Origin of the sequence: Robinsoniella sp. RHS, assembly GCF_001029355.1 — a bacterium.
Lineage (GTDB): Bacteria > Bacillota > Clostridia > Lachnospirales > Lachnospiraceae > Robinsoniella > Robinsoniella peoriensis.
In genome coordinates this window covers 168,257-186,900 of the sequence record NZ_JNGB01000018.1, presented here as the reverse complement: position 1 = coordinate 186,900, position 18,644 = coordinate 168,257, and the positions used below count along the sequence as shown (strand labels likewise).

General features: G+C 41.4%; 15 protein-coding genes. 4 read left to right on the top strand and 11 right to left on the bottom strand.

All coding sequences use genetic code 11. The annotated features are described in order from the left end of the window. Positions 1–44 precede the first annotated feature (44 nt). Both RHS_RS10255 and RHS_RS10250 read right to left on the bottom strand, forming a co-directional pair. Positions 45–1,289, bottom strand: a complete 1,245-nt coding sequence (locus RHS_RS10255) for an oligosaccharide flippase family protein (protein WP_047833116.1) — start codon at positions 1,287–1,289, stop codon at positions 45–47. Between the two features lie 9 nt (positions 1,290–1,298). Beyond that, the gene (locus RHS_RS10250) at positions 1,299–2,174 is read right to left on the bottom strand and encodes a phosphorylcholine transferase LicD (protein ID WP_044289764.1); all 876 of its coding nucleotides are present in this window, start codon (positions 2,172–2,174) and stop codon (positions 1,299–1,301) included. A gap of 295 nt (positions 2,175–2,469) precedes the next feature. Here RHS_RS10250 and RHS_RS10245 point away from each other — a divergent pair, with 295 nt between their 5' ends. Then, positions 2,470–4,035 carry an MBL fold metallo-hydrolase gene (locus RHS_RS10245; protein WP_047833115.1) on the top strand — a complete coding sequence of 522 codons (1,566 nt, stop codon included), beginning with the start codon at positions 2,470–2,472 and terminating at the stop codon, positions 4,033–4,035. 56 nt (positions 4,036–4,091) lie between these two features. On the opposite strand, the gene RHS_RS30745 is transcribed toward RHS_RS10245, so the two are convergent. The 3 genes from RHS_RS30745 to RHS_RS10230 all read right to left on the bottom strand — a co-directional run bounded on the left by RHS_RS30745 (position 4,092) and on the right by RHS_RS10230 (position 9,819). Continuing rightward, positions 4,092–6,323 (bottom strand): N-acetylmuramoyl-L-alanine amidase, encoded by a 2,232-nt coding sequence (locus RHS_RS30745; RefSeq protein ID WP_395021990.1) that lies wholly within the window; start codon positions 6,321–6,323, stop codon positions 4,092–4,094. A gap of 117 nt (positions 6,324–6,440) precedes the next feature. Further along, positions 6,441–7,985 carry a BCCT family transporter gene (locus RHS_RS10235; protein ID WP_047833114.1) on the bottom strand — a complete coding sequence of 515 codons (1,545 nt, stop codon included), beginning with the start codon at positions 7,983–7,985 and terminating at the stop codon, positions 6,441–6,443. After that, entirely contained in the window at positions 7,966–9,819 is a 1,854-nt protein-coding gene (locus RHS_RS10230) for a phosphotransferase (protein ID WP_395021988.1), read from the bottom strand. Before RHS_RS10230 ends, RHS_RS10235 begins: the two co-directional genes overlap by 20 nt. 136 nt (positions 9,820–9,955) lie before the next feature. Here RHS_RS10230 and RHS_RS30740 point away from each other — a divergent pair, with 136 nt between their 5' ends. From RHS_RS30740 to RHS_RS10220, 3 genes are all read left to right on the top strand, one after another. Further along, on the top strand, positions 9,956–10,078 hold the full coding sequence (locus RHS_RS30740; RefSeq protein ID WP_395021986.1) for a hypothetical protein: 123 nt from the start codon (positions 9,956–9,958) through the stop codon (positions 10,076–10,078). Between the two features lie 407 nt (positions 10,079–10,485). Then, positions 10,486–11,349 (top strand): NTP transferase domain-containing protein, encoded by an 864-nt coding sequence (locus RHS_RS10225; RefSeq protein WP_047833112.1) that lies wholly within the window; start codon positions 10,486–10,488, stop codon positions 11,347–11,349. Between the two features lie 125 nt (positions 11,350–11,474). Then, entirely contained in the window at positions 11,475–13,706 is a 2,232-nt protein-coding gene (locus RHS_RS10220; RefSeq protein WP_047833111.1) for a L,D-transpeptidase family protein, read from the top strand. 148 nt (positions 13,707–13,854) lie between these two features. Here the strand turns inward: RHS_RS10220 and RHS_RS10215 are convergent, their stop codons facing one another. The 6 genes from RHS_RS10215 to RHS_RS10190 all read right to left on the bottom strand — a co-directional run bounded on the left by RHS_RS10215 (position 13,855) and on the right by RHS_RS10190 (position 18,608). Beyond that, on the bottom strand, positions 13,855–14,118 hold the full coding sequence (locus RHS_RS10215; protein ID WP_027296760.1) for an HPr family phosphocarrier protein: 264 nt from the start codon (positions 14,116–14,118) through the stop codon (positions 13,855–13,857). Between the two features lie 2 nt (positions 14,119–14,120). Then, positions 14,121–15,446: a YbbR-like domain-containing protein gene (locus RHS_RS10210; RefSeq protein WP_027296759.1), complete on the bottom strand. Its 1,326-nt coding sequence runs from the start codon at positions 15,444–15,446 to the stop codon at positions 14,121–14,123. Further along, the gene (cdaA, locus tag RHS_RS10205; RefSeq protein WP_044289762.1) at positions 15,424–16,287 is read right to left on the bottom strand and encodes a diadenylate cyclase CdaA; all 864 of its coding nucleotides are present in this window, start codon (positions 16,285–16,287) and stop codon (positions 15,424–15,426) included. The genes RHS_RS10210 and cdaA overlap by 23 nt, the downstream gene beginning before the upstream one ends. Positions 16,288–16,331: 44 nt before the next feature. Then, positions 16,332–17,363, bottom strand: coding sequence for a hypothetical protein (locus RHS_RS10200; RefSeq protein ID WP_395021983.1), 1,032 nt, complete (start codon positions 17,361–17,363; stop codon positions 16,332–16,334). After that, positions 17,341–17,817, bottom strand: a complete 477-nt coding sequence (locus RHS_RS10195) for a hypothetical protein (RefSeq protein WP_044289761.1) — start codon at positions 17,815–17,817, stop codon at positions 17,341–17,343. Before RHS_RS10195 ends, RHS_RS10200 begins: the two co-directional genes overlap by 23 nt. Positions 17,818–17,888: 71 nt before the next feature. Further along, on the bottom strand, positions 17,889–18,608 hold the full coding sequence (locus RHS_RS10190; RefSeq protein ID WP_047833110.1) for a ComF family protein: 720 nt from the start codon (positions 18,606–18,608) through the stop codon (positions 17,889–17,891). Positions 18,609–18,644: the final 36 nt, after the last annotated feature.

Below are 18,644 nucleotides of genomic sequence, written 5' to 3'. Positions count from 1 at the left end.
CATAAAACCTGGTTACTTTCGGCCAGAGTTATTGTATCATAAAATTAAGATCTTGACAACGACGCTGATTTTCCGATCCGATTCTGCAGAAATACAAACAAAAGTACAATTTCAACGGTAAGACCCAGAATCGTAGCAAAACTCGTGCCCTGCATGCCCCATAACTTTATGAAAACTACCGATGATACTGCTCCTGACACAACGGCAGCTACATTACTGATGATCAGTCCTCTAAAGTCCTTAACAACCGTCAGTACACCGCACAGCAGCCAGCTGAATGCAGTGAGAATGGTACACGCTACCAGCGGCAGTAACAAATCAGTATAAGGCAGTATTTTTTCTCCGATTAATATCAGAAGCCCCCACTCCCCTAAAAGCGCTGCACCTGCCATAGCAGCCACAGATACTGCTCCTACTACTTTTACACAGGTGAACAGAAGCTTCCAGAATCCAGCCCGGTCCCCTGCATGATACTTTTCCGCAAAAGCCGTTACGAAAGGATTAAAAATGTAAGTAGATGCCATCTGCACAACCAGGGTAGGCGCCGCAATTGCCGCATACACACCCAGCTTGTCATTTCCGCAGAATTTCTCCAGGAAATACCTTGGAATAGAGCTGATTGCAGCGTTTAGAAACAAATAAACCACTAACGGAAAACACCTGATAAGCAATTCCTGTACTTTTTTTAAATTACCATCAGATTTTATATTGGTTATACGCTTCACATTCCTGCGGTCATAGAATATAATAACGAGAAATGTAGAAAGCGCCATTGCCCCAAAAGCAACCGGAAGACTATTGAATAATCCCAGAAAAACTAAATAAGAGCAAAGCATTACCACACCGCGGATTACCATAGATTTTCCCAGATAATCCATACGCCAGTATTTTTGAAAAAATCCGGCATAGACATCAAAAAGAGCTTCTCCCAGACGGAAGACCATATAGATTATAATACTTAAACTGGATATCTTGTCGTATCGGTTTATCACTACAAATGCTGTACAAAGAATAAATGCTGTTAAACCGGTCGCTGCCCTGCTCAGTACATAGGTTCCCTGGGAATATTCATTCTCCGTATCTGCCACCTGGAAAGTACGCATCCCATAGACTGCTATGCTATAGAACATATTGGTTATGGACATAGCCAATGTCAGAATACCTGAATTTTCAAATCCGGATATACGGATCACCAGAACGCTCAAAAGCCATTGACACCCCAGATAAACCAGACTTCCCCAGGTATTCCAGAGAATACTGGTTTTAATCGACATTTTTTTATCTTCCATAGTCATCCCTTACTTTTTATCAGGCACTTCTGCTTCCTGTTTCCCAAAATCCAACTGGTATGGACAATGATTATACCTTTTTTCCACCGGTGGAAGCTGCATATAATCGCCATAATAAGCAGACAGCATTTCGTGCATATCATTGGGAAACGTGAGTTCCAGATGTTCAAACTTCATCTTCTTCAACGGATACAAATCTTTCCTGTCTATCATGCTTGCAAAGGGTCTCGCCTCAGGCAGGTATGCCAGCCTTTTAGTCTTCTGCTTATTATATTTCGTACAGCATCTCTTTCCACGCAAAAAAACGCCTCTCTTGGAAATATGCATCGCTTTCATAAGCTTGTTCCCAACCTGGCACGCAGCCAAAACCAATTTTAATTTTTTACCTTCCAGCAAAAGGCTTGGCTTTGAAATACTGCATAAAATCAGCAATTTACTGTAAATCCATGCCCCATATGCCTGAAGTTTCATCTTCCAATTACAGTCCGGAACATTGTCATAAGCATACAGATCCAGAAAAATCCCAAATTCACAATCCACATCCTTCATTGCGTATTCCCTGAAAACCGTTCCCTTTTTACACATACGCGCAGTAAAAAGCGGATAATTTTCATCGGAATCTCCGCGTAAAATCGTATATTTATCTTTCAGTTCCTCTCCTGCAAGTTTACAAAACCGCTCATAATTTTTTCTTGTAAATGCCAGATCTATGTCGTCATCCCAGGGAATAAACCCCTGATGCCGCAGTGCTCCGATTGCAGTTCCTCCAATTCCAAAATACGGTATCTTATGCTTCTCACAAAAATCCACAAAATCCTCCAGCATCTCCAGCTCCGTTGCCTGAAGCCTGCGAAGTGTCTCATCATCATATTTCTTTCGCTGCATAATTTTCCCCTCAAAATGTATTTATTACAAATCTTTTAATTCCTGTTAATTATAATATAACATTTTAATAAGAATTAGACAACTGTTAATTGTGATGAGGGATGTTACAAAAATGAAATTGGGTATTGCTGGGTAAGGGACGCATACAAGTTTTCCCCAGACACTTGTAAAGAACTTTCTCTTAGGGTATAATCTAACCTGTATCATATAATGCTGACTATGTCTGAATAAGGGGGAATGTCATACATTTTGCAGCAGTACTGATTTAATACCAATGAATAAGGGGATTTAGATAATGAAAAGAAAATTTAATGTAATGTTTACGGCAGTGGTTATCTGTCTGGCTTTTCTATGCCTGCCACTGGCAGCTGATGCATCCGCTAAGAGCAAAACACGGATTCATTTTATTTGTATTGAAGGCAATAACGATGCCATCCTGCTGGAGAGTAACGGACACTTTGGAATGGTGGATTCCGGCGAAGACAGTGACTTTCCAAATGGAAATAATTCGAAATACCCTATGCGTTCCGGTACCAACACTTCCGGGGGGCACGAACAGGAAGTCATTAAGTATTTGAAAAAGGTTGGCGTAAAGAAGCTGGATTTTTATATCGGCACTCATGCTCACAGCGACCATATTGGAAGCGGGGATGAGATTTTAAAAGCTTTTAAAACAGAACGCCTGTATCTCAATAAATACAGTGACAAATACATCTCAGTGAAAACAAATCTCTGGGACAACCAATATTGTTATGATACGCTGATCTCTGCAGCTAAGAGACGCGGTACGAAAATTATCCAGAACTTTTCCAAAAAATCGAATCGGGAATTTACCCTGGGAGATATGCAGATCGAAATTATGAATTATAAGCGCTCCACGGATTCCAAAGGAAACATCGCCAAACGGCCGGATGACAATTTTAATTCACTGGGTGTGAAAGTAACAGTAAATGACCTCACTGCTTTTTTAGCGGGAGATATCAACAATCTGGCACCTGATTACGATGAAAGTAAGCTGGCAAAACAACTGGGGCCTATTGATCTGTTAAAATTGGGACATCATGGTATCGGCGATGCCAATTCACCCAGCTATCTGCGTATGATATCACCGGATTATGCAGTTGCAACCGGTTTAATTACCAATATGTCCGCCTCCGTGAGAAATACGCTGAGCAATATAGAATGTAAGCTCTTTACCACAAACGGACAGCCAAAAAATTCAGCAATCATAGCCGATATGAGCAATGGTAATACACTGAATATGATCTCTCCCGGGAATCTGACCCTGAAAAAGAAAAAGGTCGGATCCAAAAAGCAGTCAGCTTTTTATACATCCAATAACAAAAAGTATTCCAGAAAGAACACCTGGATCTACTATAATGAAAACTACTATTACATAAACAGCAAAGGCTATATAGAAAGAAACAGCTGGAAAAAAGAAGGAAATTACTATTATTACCTGGATAACAATGGTATCATGCAGATGAATGCATCAAAAGTTCGTGGTATACCATACTCCTTTGATGCCAGCGGCAGACTGTCAGAGGGCGGCTGGACAAGGGGATCTACTTCCTGGTCCTATGCAGATAATACCGGAAGGGCTAAAACAGGTTGGGCAAAACTAGACGGCAAATGGTATTTCTTTAATAAATCAGGAGTCATGCAAACCGGATGGATTACCCTTAAGAAAAAACAGTATTTCTTAAGATCCAATGGACAGATGGCAGCCAATACCTGGGTTACCTTCGGCGGTGTTAAATATTATGTAGGCAGCGACGGTGTCATGCTCCGCAATACAAAGAAAAAAATCAAAGGCAAGATATACCGTTTTGATGACGGTGGAGTTTGTATCAATTATTAAACAGTATAAAAGAGCCGCATCGGTAGAACTTTACCGATACGGCTCTTTTCATGCTTTTATTTCTTATTTTTACAAACTCCGTTGGCATCAAACTTATATGTCTTCTTACCTATTTTTAATCTTTTTCCTACAGCTCTTACGCCATCTGACTTCACATAATACCATTTTTTCTTATAATGAATCCAGGACTTTGTCTGCATTTTTCCCTTTACGAGATAATACCACTTTCCGTTGCTTTTCAGCCAACCGTTTTTTGCAGAACCATCTGAACGAAGGTAATACCAGTTTTTTCCAAGCTTAATCCAACCGGTCTCCATATAACCCTTTTTATTGAAATAATAACGTTTTCCTTCAATGGTAACCCATTTTTTCTTAGGATAAGTACCATTGCCATAGCGATACCACCAGCCAACATTATCCTTGACCCAGCGATTTGACAATAGGACACCTTTTTCATTCAAAAATACGGTTTCTTTATTGATCACCTGTTTTCCGGTCAGGGCCGCGCCATTATCTCCAAAATAACAGGTTTTGCCGCCCAACGTCCGCTTTCCGGTAACCATATAACCATTTCCGCTGAAATAATACCATTTCCCCTTAATCTTCTTCCAGCGCTTTACCATGGAACCGTCCTTATTCAGATAACATTTCCTGCCCTTATAGGTGATCCATCCGGTCGCATTCTTTCCATCCCATTTTTTAAAATACCAGGTGCTGCCTTTCAAAGTCCAGCTACCGGCAGGAATTGCAATTATAACACCTTTTTCATCCAGGGATACTTTTTTCCCTCCTATGGTCTGCACTCCGGTCATAGCTTCTCCGGAGGGCTGAAAATAATGAATTTTACCGGATATCTTCTGTTTGCCTGTAAGCATGATTCCTCCGGCATTAAAGTAATATACCTTTCCGTCTATGGTCTGCCATCCGGTAGCTCTGCTTCCATCCTGCTTCACATAATATGTATTGCTGCCATCCTTTTTCCATCCGGTATCTACAGCCGGCGGCGGATTCGTTCCGGAAGAACCGGAATCTTTCTTTTTCAGTCCATAATATGCTGCAATTGCCTTGGCATCTGCAACACCAATCTTCTTGATCTTCGAATTGCTGCCGTAAAATTTCACACAGTCATTGGGATTATTGACAAACCCATGCTCAACGATCATTCCCGGAAATCCGGCAAGGACACATCTTCTTACGATTCCATAATAATCAGCCAGAGTCCCGTTTGGATACTGATCCCCTGTCTCCGATAATCGGTACTGTATTCCCTGATTCTTAAACCCTGCCGCATTCAGCTTATCCAGAATCGTATATGCGATATCGTGGGAAGCCTGTGTGATATCGCCCCGGTACTGACCTTTTGATAAAAATACCAAAGCCCCGGATACGCTGTACTGCTCATTACTGTTAGTGGAATTAATATGCTGGCTGATAAATACGGTCGCACCAACAGATGCTCCAAAATCCACTCGCTGATATAATTCCATATACTTGTCGGTAGAACGGGTCAGATATACCTTTACCCCTTCATACTTTTCCAGTTCTTTTTTCGTGTACTTGGAAATCTTTAGCGTAATATCTTTCTCAATATAAGCTTTTCCATTCCAGGTTCTGCACGCTCCTGATTCTGAGCCTCCATGCCCCGGATCCAGAACTACTGTAATTTGCCCATCCGAACCGGCTCTCGGTGCCGAATAACCTCGCAACTTTGGCGCTTGTGCACCCGCCAGTGCCTGCGCCTGGTTCAGTGCATTTGTAATTCCTGCAGAATCATCTGCCAGAACTCTTTTTACGGTATTCTCTTCTGCTTTTTGATCCGCATCAGACTGAACGCTTTTCGCCCTGCTTTTGGAAGATTCGCCATGGCTTCCTTCCACTTTTGAAACAGCAGTGTCACCGCTGGCACGATATGCTTTTAAATCAATATTCCGGTTAACACCTCCGCACACCAGCTCTATCCTGCTAAGGCTGGTATCCGCAAGCCCGCCTCCTTTAACAAGAAACGCAGCATAATTGCCGGATATCTCTGTAACATTCATTTCTCTTTCCGTTCCCGAACCATCCCGGTAATATAACCTGGCTCCGGTCAAAGTTCCATTTCCATCCGCAATCTCCGCCACGATCAACTGTCCCGCTTCACTTGCCATAGACTGCGGCTCCACGTACATCATTTTCAGAATATCTGTGGCTGGCTTTTGCTCCGCTGCGCCGGCAATTTCTGCCGGGATCATGCTAAAGAGCATGACAAATGTTAAAAGCCATGCAACAACTCGTACTCTCCTCTTCATATGCATCTTTTCCCCTGTCTTACCTTTTGTGTGTTAGCTAGTAACTATTACCATTATAATTTTGGAAATCATTATTGTCAAGAAATCATTACAAATTTATAAACTAATTATTACAGTTTATTTGTTAATTTTGCCATTATCCTGTTTGATTTCTTTTATAAAACTCACCACAACCAAAATCATAATAATCCCCAGAGGAAAAGCGGCAATAATGGAAATCGTCTGGAGCATGGATAACGTACTATCAGAAAACAAAAGTGCTATTGGTAGCAGCAGAAATACCAGTGCCCAGAATGCCCGGAGCTTCTTACGGGGTTCTTCTCTTGTTTCCATATTCTTTTCCGAGTACCCTGCCACAACCAGGGTAATTGCATCAAATGTACTTGCATAAAATGCAATCATCGCCAAAATCAGAATCAGCAGCACAACATCGGTTATCGGAAATTGCCCAAAAACCTGCATAATTACTTCTGATGGAGATTTTCCGGAAGCAAGCTGTCCAGCCAGATCCAGTTTACCGCTAGTCTGCAAATGCAGCCCGAATCCTCCGAACACAATGAAGGATGTATAGGTTCCAAGCAGTCCGCATGAAATCCCGCCAAAGATCGTCTGGCGCAGAGTCCTCCCTTCTGAAATCCTGGCAATAAAAAATGGAGTAGCCACAAACCAGGCGATCCAGTAAGCCCAATAGAATATCGTCCAGTCCTGCGGAAAACCGGAGCCGCCGCTTCCAGACAGACGAAGGGGATCCATCCACGTTGCCATACGGAAGAATTCATTCATAACCGTTCCAATAGCTGTTACTCCGGTTTCTATAATATAGATTTTCGGACCAAAAACTAAGAATACACCAATTAACAGAACAAAAATTACCACACAGATTCCCGCCAGATGGGAAATCGCTTTCATCCCTTTCATAACAGCCACAATGAAAACCAGGCCGATGACTGCCAGAATTACTATGGATAAAAATGGTGTGGGCTCAATCCCAAGTATTTTCCCCACAGCCTGGGCAATCAACGGAGTGGCCAGGGAAAATGTAGTTGCTGTTCCCGCCAGCAGACCTACGATGGAAAAAATATCAATTAACTTTCCTGCCTTTTTATCCACATGATCTTTTAAGACCGGTCTGCATGCTTCTGAGAGGGTTTGTCTTTTTCTCTTTTTCACAAACATCATATAGGCATAGGCACAGGCAGGCAAAAGATAAAATGCCCAGGGTATCGGACCCCAGTGAAACAACGGATAAGCAGAAGCATAATCCTGGTGCTGGGCAAGCGTCATCGCTTCTTTTGCAAATGGTTTTGCACTGTAGTAATAACACCATTCAATCAACGACCAGTAAACAATATCGGCAGCCATGGTAGAAGTAAAGATCATTGCACCCCAGCTAAAATTATTGTATCTGGGTTTTTCCAGATTTCCAAACCGGATATTTCCATGTCTGGAGAATGCCAGTCCGACTGCAGTAAATAAAATGCCCAGACCCAATATAATATAGAAGAAACCCAGTTTATTTACAAACACTTCCCGGAGCATACCGGTAATACTCCCGGCAGTTTCCGGAAACAGCATCAATACCACGGAAATAACAGCAATAATCCCTAATGGCAATAAGGTAATCGTCCAATCAATGGTTGGATCAAATCTTTTCTTTTTCATATTCTGCCTCATATTCTTTCTTCATGATTAAAGCTCTTAGGAATCTTCCTTCCCCATATGCTCCAAAATCTTCACCTTTCGTTTCTTTCGCAATTGTCCAGGCACTCCAAAGGACATCCTGGCAAATTTGAAACATCAAAAGCTTCTGTTTCTCCAGCCGCCCGGGTTCTTTCTCCAGATAATACTGTAAATACAATTCTTCTTCCTCTTTAGAAAATTCACATTCCAGCAAATGTGCCGCCACATCCCACAAGGGATCATTATATCCAGCATACTCCCAGTCAATCAGGTACATCCTGCCTTTCTCATCAGACACAAAATTTTCTGCTACCAGGTCATTATGACAAGGCCTGCGATCTGCCTTGATCTGATTCAGATCAGATTTCAGATGATAAAAAAATGATTCCAGCTCTTCAAATCCTTTATAAAATCTCCCGCCGTTTTTTAAAATCTCACGTTTATATTTATCATACTCCTCCCAGACATTGAAATCCCCCTGCAGTTTTACTTCAGAATTATGAAGCTTTTTCAAAATAGCCGTGGTTTTTCTCATATAAGCTTCCAGCCTGGCACTACCGGGATTTAACGTTCTGGCACCGGTTATGTATTCGGTGACTTTAACCCCTTTTACCGGGTCGAAATACAGAATGGGTGGATTTAATCCAAGTCCGGAAGCTATCCGGCTGTTATACTGTTCGGCACAACGATCAATAAATACTTCCGTACAGGCACCCGGTATCCGTAAAATATAATCCCTCCCTTTTACCCTTACAAAGAAATTCTGGTTGGTCATCCCTCCGCCTATGCTGACCTGTTCTATTTCCTCTTCCTTTAAATGCATACATTCCTGCAGTGTTTCTCTAGCCTTATTTTCCTTTCTTAAAACTGCTCTTTTCTTCATTTTAGGAAATAAAATACTGGATGCTTTCTGATACAGCGTCTCATTTTCTATCACACTCCAGATCAGATCATCCACCAGGATTCCGGCTATACGATAAATCCGACCTATACTTTCAATTGCATATTCATAATTCAAATATGGATTTTCATTCTTTCCATAATACTGCACCATTTTTTCAAACAGTTCCCCTGATATCTTACTGACACCAATCAGTTCAGCATCAATACGGTTCAATTGCTTAATATCCTTGGAAATACGGAAAATGCTCCCATTTTCATCCAGTTCCACATATGCCTCGTCCATGGAATCACTGGGGCCTGCAAGCAGCATACAGTTTTGCTCTTCTGATTTTAGAATCTTTTCAATTGCAACTTCTTCCAGGATCTGATTACTTTCTACCAAAAGAAAATCTTCCGTCAGATATGCTTCAGCCGCAAACAGGGAAGCCATCGTTCCGCTCCATTTATATCTATTGTTTTCCACCAGAATAATTCCCCGGTGGTCAAAATAAGTCTCATACTGTTCTTTCCGGTCCCCTACCACAACGACTATTTTCTCTATTCCCTGATTATGTAATGCCTGTATCATATGTTCAATCAGCGGCATTCCGCCAATCTCTAAAAGTCCTTCCGGTTTATCAAAGGCAGGATTATGCCCTGCCGCCAGAATTACTGCAAGCTTCACACCGTTTGCATTTCCCGAAAAATCTATTTTCTCTGTCTGTTGGATACGAATTTTTTCTTCCAGATGCTTTTTTCCGGTATCCGAAACCCGATAGATCTTACCCGTCTTTTCCAGTAGACCTTTGTCCGCCATTTCCTTCAGGAGATAATTCACCTGACCCAAAGAAATCCCCATAGAATCCGCCAGCTTTCTCTGACTCTGCATCCCCTGCTGATTTATAATATATAACATGCGATCGTATTTATTCAATGCCTTTTCACCTCCGTTCAAAATTTGAACATATTTATTGTACAAAATTTGAACACTGATGTCAAGTTGATTTGAGTTTCTACTGGGAGAAAATTGGGGTTTTGCTGAGGAAGGGGACGCTTTGTGTCAGGAGATAATGCCCGGAAAGATGGGAGTGGGAAACTTGTATGGACTCCGTCAGCTGGCCGCAGAACTGGTATTTTCTAACCTTTCCGAAGCGCTTTTTGGCGGCACGCGGGCATTCACCGAGACATCCTGATGCATTTCCCGGTTCAGTGCCCGCTTAGTATCCGATGGGAGCCAGTCGGATACTATCCGCCAAAAAAACACTTCGGAAAGGTAAGTAAATACTCAGCTCTGCTCTACGCTTCCTCCGTCCATACAAGTTTCCCACTCCCATCTTTCCGAGATCCAGGTTTTTGCCACAAAGCTGGTTTTCTCAGCAGGGCGTAGACCCCTGGGCTGTGGCAGGCTGTTCGTTTTTGGATGTAGTAGTGTGTGTTTCAGCAGTTCTGCGGTAAGCCTTCCAAAACGCCTGCCATGGTCCGCGCACTACATCTATCTACAAAGCGTCGCCCTTCTCAGCAAAACCCAAATATTTTTCTGGACTTTCTCTCCTAATTCTTCTACAATAGTCACATCAAATATCACACAGGAGATTTCATAATGAAAATCAAAGTCGAAAACGCCATTATTCTGGCTGCCGGATTTGCTTCACGTTTCGTACCTCTTTCACTGGAGTACCCCAAAGGGCTTACCGTCGTAAAAGAAGAGGTTCTCATTGAACGGCAGATACAGCAATTGAAAGAAGCCGGCATTAACGAAATCATAGTCGTTACCGGATACCTTAAAGAACAGTATAATTATCTGAAAGAAAAATATGGGGTAATCCTGATTGAAAATACAGAGTATTCTACCCGTAATAACCATTCTTCTATCTATGCAGCCAGAAAATATTTAAAAAACAGCTATATCTGCTCTTCCGATAATTATTTTCCTGAGAATCCATTTCACAGTCAGGAAGTCCATGCCTTTTACGCGGCAGTGTATGCGGACGGACCTACAGATGAATGGTGTATTGCAGCAGATCCCAACGGATTAATTACTCAGGTAAATATCGGCGGAACAGATGCCTGGTATATGCTTGGACATGTATTTTGGGATGCCCGTTTTTCTTCGCGATTCCGATCAATTCTGGAAAAGGAATACCAGGATCCTTCTATTCAGAATTTTATGTGGGAACATTTATATATAAGGCATATTTCCGAACTGGATCTATATATAAAAAAATATCCCCGGGATTCCATTATGGAATTTGATTCTTTGGAGGAATTACGCAGCTTTGACGACTCTTATTTAACCAATAGTAAATCGGCAATATTAGAAGATATATCATGTCAATTGTCTTGTCAGGAGTCTGAAATTCGTAACATACAACCCTTTCATGATGGTTTTGGAGTTTTAGGATTTACATTTACATGCAGAAAATGCACATATTGTTATTGCAACGGATGTCTTACCGGAAACTGACGTTCTATTTAATAAGTTTTTCTTAATTTTTCCGGTATAGGGGGATTTCTCATTGAAAATATAAAGTTAATATATTACACTAGTGGGGAGAACGTTTATGCACAATTAGAAAAGGAGCTTTATTTATGAAAATGAAAAAAGTATTAGCGGCTCTTTGTCTTTCTGCATGTCTGACTTTAGGCTTGTCCTCCGTAGCCTTTGCAGCTGAATCACCCGATGGTTCTGCTCCAAAGACTGTTCAGACAACCAACGTCAACACGGCATCAGAGACAGAGTCTAACACAGAACCTGTTACGGAAGAAACTGCCACTCAGCTTACTAATGAACGTGATTCGGAAACAGAAACACCGGAAAATACAGAAAGTACAGAAGCTGAGACGACATCCGAACCTGTTACAGATGCTACCGAACCTGTTACGGAACCTGCTACACCACCTGCAACAGAAGCTCCCATTCAGCCATCCACAAATGCTCCTAAGCAAGCGGACGAAACCGAAGCTGTTATTGAAGAAAACGGCTGGCATACCGTAGATGGCAAAACATATTACATTCAGGATGGAGAGCGCCTGAAAGGGATAATAAAGGAAATCGATAACAATAAATATTATTTTGATGCGAACGGTATTCGTGTATCAGGTCAGGTTACCATCGAAGGCAAACAGTACTATTTTGATGCGGATGGCATCATGAGATTTGGCTTTCAGACGATCAACGGAAAAAAATACTTCTACAATGCAGACGGTTCCATGCTGATAGGAAGCAATGCACCACAGAAGATCAATAACACTCTGTATTTCGTTTTGTCCACCGGAGAAATCAAGCTTAAAAGCTGGAACACTTATGCAAACAAAAAATACTACTCCAATCCGGACGGTGTATTAGTAACTGGTTTGCAGACAGTAGACGGCAAAAAGTATTACTTTAATGGCGATGGTTCTTTAATTATCGGTAAGAACAGTGCTATGAAAATCAACAATGCATACTATTTTGTGATGACGAACGGGGAAATCAAAACAAACGGCTGGAATACAGCAGCGGATAAGAAAAAATATTATTCCAATCCGGATGGAACACTAGTTACAAAAACAGTCAAAAAAATTGGTTCAAAGTACTATGCATTTAATGTTTCCATGTATAAAAACTGCCTGAAAACAATAGGTGGCAAAAGATACCTCATTTCTTCCAGTGGTGTTGTTCGTACAGACAGAATCACTACATACAAAGGTAAAAAATATTACTCAGACAAATATGGACGTATTAAAACCGGAGTTTTTAAATACAAAGGCAAAAGATATTTTGCAAACAGTAAAGGTCAGATCCGTATCGGACGTTTTACAGATTCCGGAAAATCCTATTATTCAAATAAAAAAGGGCAGTTGTATACTGGCTGGGTAAAATACAAAAACAATTATTATTACTACAACAAATCCACCGGCGTTATGCAAAATGGGTGGCTTAAAAGGGGTAAGAGTACTTACTACCTGAATTCCAAGGGTGTTCGCCAGACAGGCTGGGAAAAGATTAAAAAGAAATGGTATTATTTCGCTTCTAACGGTAAAATGCTTACCGGCAGAAGAGTCCTTGGCGGATCTACTTATTACTTAGATTCTAAGACAGGCGCCATGAAAACAGGATGGCAGAAAATCAGCGGCAAGTATTATTATTTTAACAAGAGCAGCGGTGCCATGAAAAAGGGCTGGATGAATCTTGGATCCAAGACCTACTACCTGGAAACAGATACGGGAGCAAGACGTACCGGCTGGCTGACCTATGATGCTAAGAAGTATTACTTCAACAGTAAAGGCGTTATGTTAAAAGGCAGACAAACCGTTGATGGAAAAGTATACAACTTTGGTTCCAGCGGCGGAATTGATTTATTATCCACCGGAACACTTACCGTGAAAGTAAACCGTGCAGCAAACACCATTACCGTGTATGCAGACGGTGAACCAATCAAAGCAATGCTTTGTTCTACCGGTATACAGGTTGGATGGACTCCACTAGGTAACTTTACAATGCTGGATAAACTGCGTTGGCATGAATTAGACGGACCCAGCTGGGGACAGTATTGTTCTCACCTGACCCCGGAGATCCTGTTCCATTCTGCACCGGTAACCAGATACAGAGATCCGAACTCCTTACCGGCAGCTACTTATAATCAGCTTGGAAAACCTGCATCCCACGGATGTATCCGGCTGACTGTAGCAGATGCAAAATGGCTCTATGATCATTGTCCAATTGGTACAAAAGTAACCATCTATGATGATGCAAGTAACCCGGGACCACTGGGAAAACCTGCATTACAGTATATGGATGCCAATGCAACACATGATCCGACTGATCCGTTATTTCACTAGAGCGTATTTAAAAGTTGAATTGCGCAAGGATGTACTGGATGTATACAAGAAAAGCTGCAGGATTAAACATCTCCTGCAGCTTTTCTTTTTTGCCTGAATAAATTACTGATATAAAAAACCCTGCAGATTGAACTCTGCAGGGTTTTCCTTATTCTCCCAGTCCGCTCTCTATGGCATTTACAAGTGTTTCCAATGCTTCATTCTCATCTTCACCTTCGCAAACCAGTTCAATTTCATCGCCGCATTTGACACAGGCACCCAACACACTTAATACACTTTTTGCATTTGCCGTACTGCTGTCTTTTGTAAATGTGATTAAGGACTTAAATTGCATCGCTTCTTTACAAAGTACCCCTGCCGGCCTTAAATGAAGGCCCGTCGCATTCTTCACTGTTACCTTTTGACTAACCATAATTATTCCTCCACCGTACTTTTTTCTGTAATTGCAGTTTCTTCTTTTTTCTCCAGATTCACAACAATTATTACATCAGATGCCAAAACATATCCTTCTGGCAGTTCCACTTTTAATGTTACTTTATAAGTTCCAGCTGTTTTATAATCGCTTAAATCCAGTGTCGCCTTAATATCTTCTGCATCAAACTCATTTAGCTCACCTGTTGTAGTTGTGATTATGATTGGAATCTTATCCGATGGCGTCAGTGTTATCTTTAAATCTGTCGGAATATTTTTCGTATTTAGCCTGTTCACCGGTAAATACACCGTTTTTGTTCCTGCTTTTTCAATCCCGACCGTTACAGTAACGGTATCCGTTGCTGTCTCCACCAATTTCAAATCATGCTGTTCCGCCAACATATCCTGAAGCTCAATCTTCTTTGTAACATCAGAAGTTGCCCCTTCTACTGAAACATCCTCATTCAATTGCAAATGACCGTTCAATTCCTTTAAAGCGCTTTCTGTTCCTGCAAGGCTGATTGTTTCCGGTGTTATCGTAGTATCTGTCTTCTTATAACCAACTGCCGGCATACCCACTACATTCACATCCAGCTTGATATCGGGCTGTACCCTCCACAGATCTGCAAAGACCTCCACAGATCCTAATTCTGTGATTGGAACACCACTGGATGTCTTACATTCCATACTCTTCATTTTCGTCTCAGCAAACTCTTCATCATTTTTATCGATGATTTTGAGTGTACCTTTCAGGCTTTTACTTTCATTCAGTCCGTTAACATCCACTGCAACTACGACACGGCTGATAATATTAATCAAAGACTGTGGTCCCGCTACAATAATCGAATCCCCCTGCTTTACGGTTGCATTTCCGATAACATAACCTGTTTTGGGGTTTCCCGTAGTCACAGCTTTTACCGCAAATGATTTTTCTACCTTGGGCTCAATTCTGACCTTTAGGGAAGACGGCTCTACCTTTATATTTTCTTTTTTAATGGATGAGTTCTTACAGGTTATTACATACGGTACGGTCCCCAGGTCATTAAGATTCTCAAGATCAGCCGTTACTCTGAAATCAGAGTTGTCCAGTTCCTTTATCACTGAATTTCTTCCTGTAACATACACGGTAACCGTATCTGTATTATTCAGAACCTCATAGACCTTACCCAGCTTTTCCATACTCTCCTGATTTTCCATTTCTACCTGTATATTGGTAAATGGCTTCGTTTTTTCCGGATCATTATCCTGAACCACGATCATCCAGATAAAAAATGCCAGTACAATGGAAATCAGTTTTAGACCAAAGTTATTCACCAAGCTTTTCTTCATTTTTACCCTTTCCTTTCCAAAGTCTGAACTTTTTCGTGTCTACGGATTTATCCTGAAGAATCACTAATTGCTGTCTCAATACTGCTGCGTCAACATCCCGCATTAGTTTGCCCTTGCTGGCAAGTGAAACGCTTCCCGTCTCTTCTGAAACAATAATTGTCAATGAATCAGTCTCCTCACTGATTCCAACACCGGCTCTGTGTCTGGTTCCAAGTTCTTTGCTGAGCGCCAGGTTATCCGATAAAGGCAGGTAACAGGTAGCGGAAATAATCCGGTTCCCCCTTACAATCACTGCCCCATCGTGAAGCGGCGTATTATGCTCAAATATATTAATCAGTAACTGGCTGGTTAATATGGAATCAATAGCGATCCCCGTTCTTTCATACTCAGCCAGCGTAACATTATTTTCAATGACAATTAATGCACCCGTCTTAACCTTTGCCATCTCAACTGTTGCTTTCACCAATTCATTTACCGTTTTATCACTAAAACGTTCTCTGATATCTCTGGCTGTATCAAATGGCGTTAATGTTGTAAATATCTTTTTCTCTCCCAATTCTTCCAATGCCCTGCGAAGCTCCGGCTGAAAAATTACCATTACTGCCATAAATGCAAAACCAATTCCTTTATTAATCAAAAATGTTATGGTATCCAGTTCGAAAATATTGGCTATTAAAACAAACAGCCCCAGGAGCAGGATCCCCTTTAACAAAGTCCATGCCCTTGTATCCTTTATCCATACCAGAAGTCGGTAAACGATAAATGTCAGGATAATTATTTCGATCACATCTCTGTAGTTAATATTGGAGATAGGCTCCGTCAGCTTATAAAGATTTACCATAAAAAATCTCTTTATAACCTCCACTGCTCTCACGCCCCTTCTAATTAATAATCTTTAATATCCAAATCCGACCTTCCCGGTTCCCCTCTTCGAACCCGATTCGGCCTCTTGGCAGCGCCGCTCCCCTCATTTCTTGATTTACGCGCCGGCTCTTCATGCCGTATCTCTTTTTGCCTTGGCTTTACCATCGTCTTCGGCACGGCTTTCACAAAATAGTAATAATCATCATCTTCAAATTGTACCTTTTGTGTCCTCTTATAATCTACTTCAAATAAAAACAATTTTACTAAAAATCCTATAGCTGCCGATACTGCTGTGCCAAGAATGACTGCCAGGAAATTTTTTCCAGTTCCCATAACCATTCCACCCATCAGGGTGCTGATCAGGAATATGAATGTTCCTACCAGTATAGCAACAGACCAGGCATATCTAATCGCCATGCGTCGAATTACATAGACCATAACAATGACTGCCAGCATCGTTATAATGGCGATAATCATCTCCGGATTTTTTAAGATGCTGTCCAACAGGCCCGTCAATTTCTGAACCATGGCCTCGGTAGCATCTTTCGCCGTTGCCGATACGCCTTTTGCCTTGTCATCCAAAACAGATACGGTATAAAATCCTATGGTTCCAAATGCTATCCCGATTCCAGCAAAAGGTGTCCTGACAAGCCCCAGTACCAAAGGTACCGCACAGGGAATATTAAGCCCACATGCAATTGGTGTCAGAATAATTGCCAGACTCTCTTTGGGGGCAATCCCAAAGTAAAGCAGCAGCATTACCACCAGTATTCCGGTGCCAATCAGAAAAGCTTCCAGTGACAGAGCATATAAATGCCCGATTATAAATGCCGCGCCAAACAAAACAATTGCATTTAACGGCAAAAATGAACAAACTAATGCTAATATTATTACAATGACCGGATTATTCAGCAGATGCATCTGCCCCAGTTTGAAATTAATCATCATAAACGCACATAGTGCTATTAAGAACTTTCCAATGGAAACCAGATAGGAATCATACTTTCCATAGAAATTCTTTATAATTTCCTTAAACTCCAGTAACGTTCCCATGCCTGTCTCCTCCCAGTGTTTTACTTCGATCCCTGTTGATACCCGATGCAGATTGCAGGCCTGCTTCCTCACGTTCATATTCTTTTTCCAGTTTTTCCAGCAGTATCTGGTAATACTCAAGGTCTTCCTTTGCCCTGATATATTGAAATGAAAAAATAATATAGGTAATGATTGAATAAACAACCAAAACCACTACATATACAACAACAATCCGCATTACCAGTGCGCCAATGTCCATACTGGTTATCTCTTTTACCAGTTTGTCCATATTATAACAGCCCCATGCCAATAACCCCAGTAAAAAAACAATTGTTATACGGATTGCATTTTTAATCATATGTACGCCAATATAATCACTGCGGAAATAATTCTTTACTTTATACAATTCCTCTTCATTTCTACTCTCAAAAATGGCCATTCTTGTCATGAGCTTTATGCGTTTTTCATTAATCATACAGGCCTCCTCAAACATAGCTATACTTTATTTAGTATAGCACAAAAACAGTCTATTGAAAAGTTTATTGTTCAGGAACTTCCTTTTCCGATACACAGACTGATATAATATACCTTTCCAACTCCATGCTCCCGCAGAACTTTTGCAACGGCATCCACCGTACTGCCTGTGGTATAAACATCATCAATGATCAGAACCACATTTAATTTTACATCAGGCTGTTTGATTTTAAAAGCATTTTTCAGATTCTTTTTTCGCTCTTTGCGGCTTAAATCCTTCTGGGAATCTGTATTTATTACCTTTTTCACCAACTTTTTCCGATAGGGAACGGAAAGGAGGTGCGCCGTTTTCCGGGCAAGCACTTCTCCCTGATTATATCCTCTCTTCTGCTGCTTCCTCCAATACATGGGAACCGCAATGACAGCATCCGGATTCCATTTGTGAACCCGGGTTCCCAGATGCTTATAGATTTCTTCAGCAAAAAAGTCAGCGTATTCTCTTTTATTATTGTATTTTAACTGACGGACAGCTTCCTTCATCTCTTTCTCATAAAGATACACTGCCCCTCCGCACTCATAAGTATGCGGGTGCCGGGTGCAGTCAAAGCAATATTCTGCCTCTTCCCATAACATTGGCTTTCCGCACTTTTTGCAGAGAGGCTCACTGAGGGGTTTTACTTTTTCCCGGCATTTTCTGCATGCCGTTCCTTCTGTCCGCTTTACAATTTTTCCGCAGAGGGGACACCTCCTGGGAAATAAAATGCCAAGAAGCAGCTCTTTTATTTGATTCATTTTCTACCTGAAACTCTCTCCCAAGGGTTTTTCAGT

Bases quoted from the DNA above. Each gene is read 5' to 3' on its own strand.
- RHS_RS10255 (WP_047833116.1), bottom strand. From the start codon at position 1,289: ATGGAAGATAAAAAAATGTCGATTAAAACCAGTATTCTCTGGAATACC.
- RHS_RS30745 (WP_395021990.1), bottom strand. From the start codon at position 6,323: ATGAAGAGGAGAGTACGAGTTGTTGCATGGCTTTTAACATTTGTCATG.
- RHS_RS30740 (WP_395021986.1), top strand. From the start codon at position 9,956: ATGCCCGGAAAGATGGGAGTGGGAAACTTGTATGGACTCCGTCAGCTG.
- RHS_RS10200 (WP_395021983.1), bottom strand. From the start codon at position 17,363: ATGGGAACGTTACTGGAGTTTAAGGAAATTATAAAGAATTTCTATGGA.
- RHS_RS10215 (WP_027296760.1), bottom strand. From the start codon at position 14,118: ATGGTTAGTCAAAAGGTAACAGTGAAGAATGCGACGGGCCTTCATTTA.
- RHS_RS10235 (WP_047833114.1), bottom strand. From the start codon at position 7,985: ATGAAAAAGAAAAGATTTGATCCAACCATTGATTGGACGATTACCTTA.
- RHS_RS10210 (WP_027296759.1), bottom strand. From the start codon at position 15,446: ATGAAGAAAAGCTTGGTGAATAACTTTGGTCTAAAACTGATTTCCATT.
- RHS_RS10220 (WP_047833111.1), top strand. From the start codon at position 11,475: ATGAAAATGAAAAAAGTATTAGCGGCTCTTTGTCTTTCTGCATGTCTG.
- RHS_RS10225 (WP_047833112.1), top strand. From the start codon at position 10,486: ATGAAAATCAAAGTCGAAAACGCCATTATTCTGGCTGCCGGATTTGCT.
- cdaA (WP_044289762.1), bottom strand. From the start codon at position 16,287: ATGGTAAATCTTTATAAGCTGACGGAGCCTATCTCCAATATTAACTAC.
- RHS_RS10195 (WP_044289761.1), bottom strand. From the start codon at position 17,817: ATGATTAATGAAAAACGCATAAAGCTCATGACAAGAATGGCCATTTTT.
- RHS_RS10190 (WP_047833110.1), bottom strand. From the start codon at position 18,608: ATGAATCAAATAAAAGAGCTGCTTCTTGGCATTTTATTTCCCAGGAGG.
- RHS_RS10245 (WP_047833115.1), top strand. From the start codon at position 2,470: ATGAAAAGAAAATTTAATGTAATGTTTACGGCAGTGGTTATCTGTCTG.
- RHS_RS10250 (WP_044289764.1), bottom strand. From the start codon at position 2,174: ATGCAGCGAAAGAAATATGATGATGAGACACTTCGCAGGCTTCAGGCA.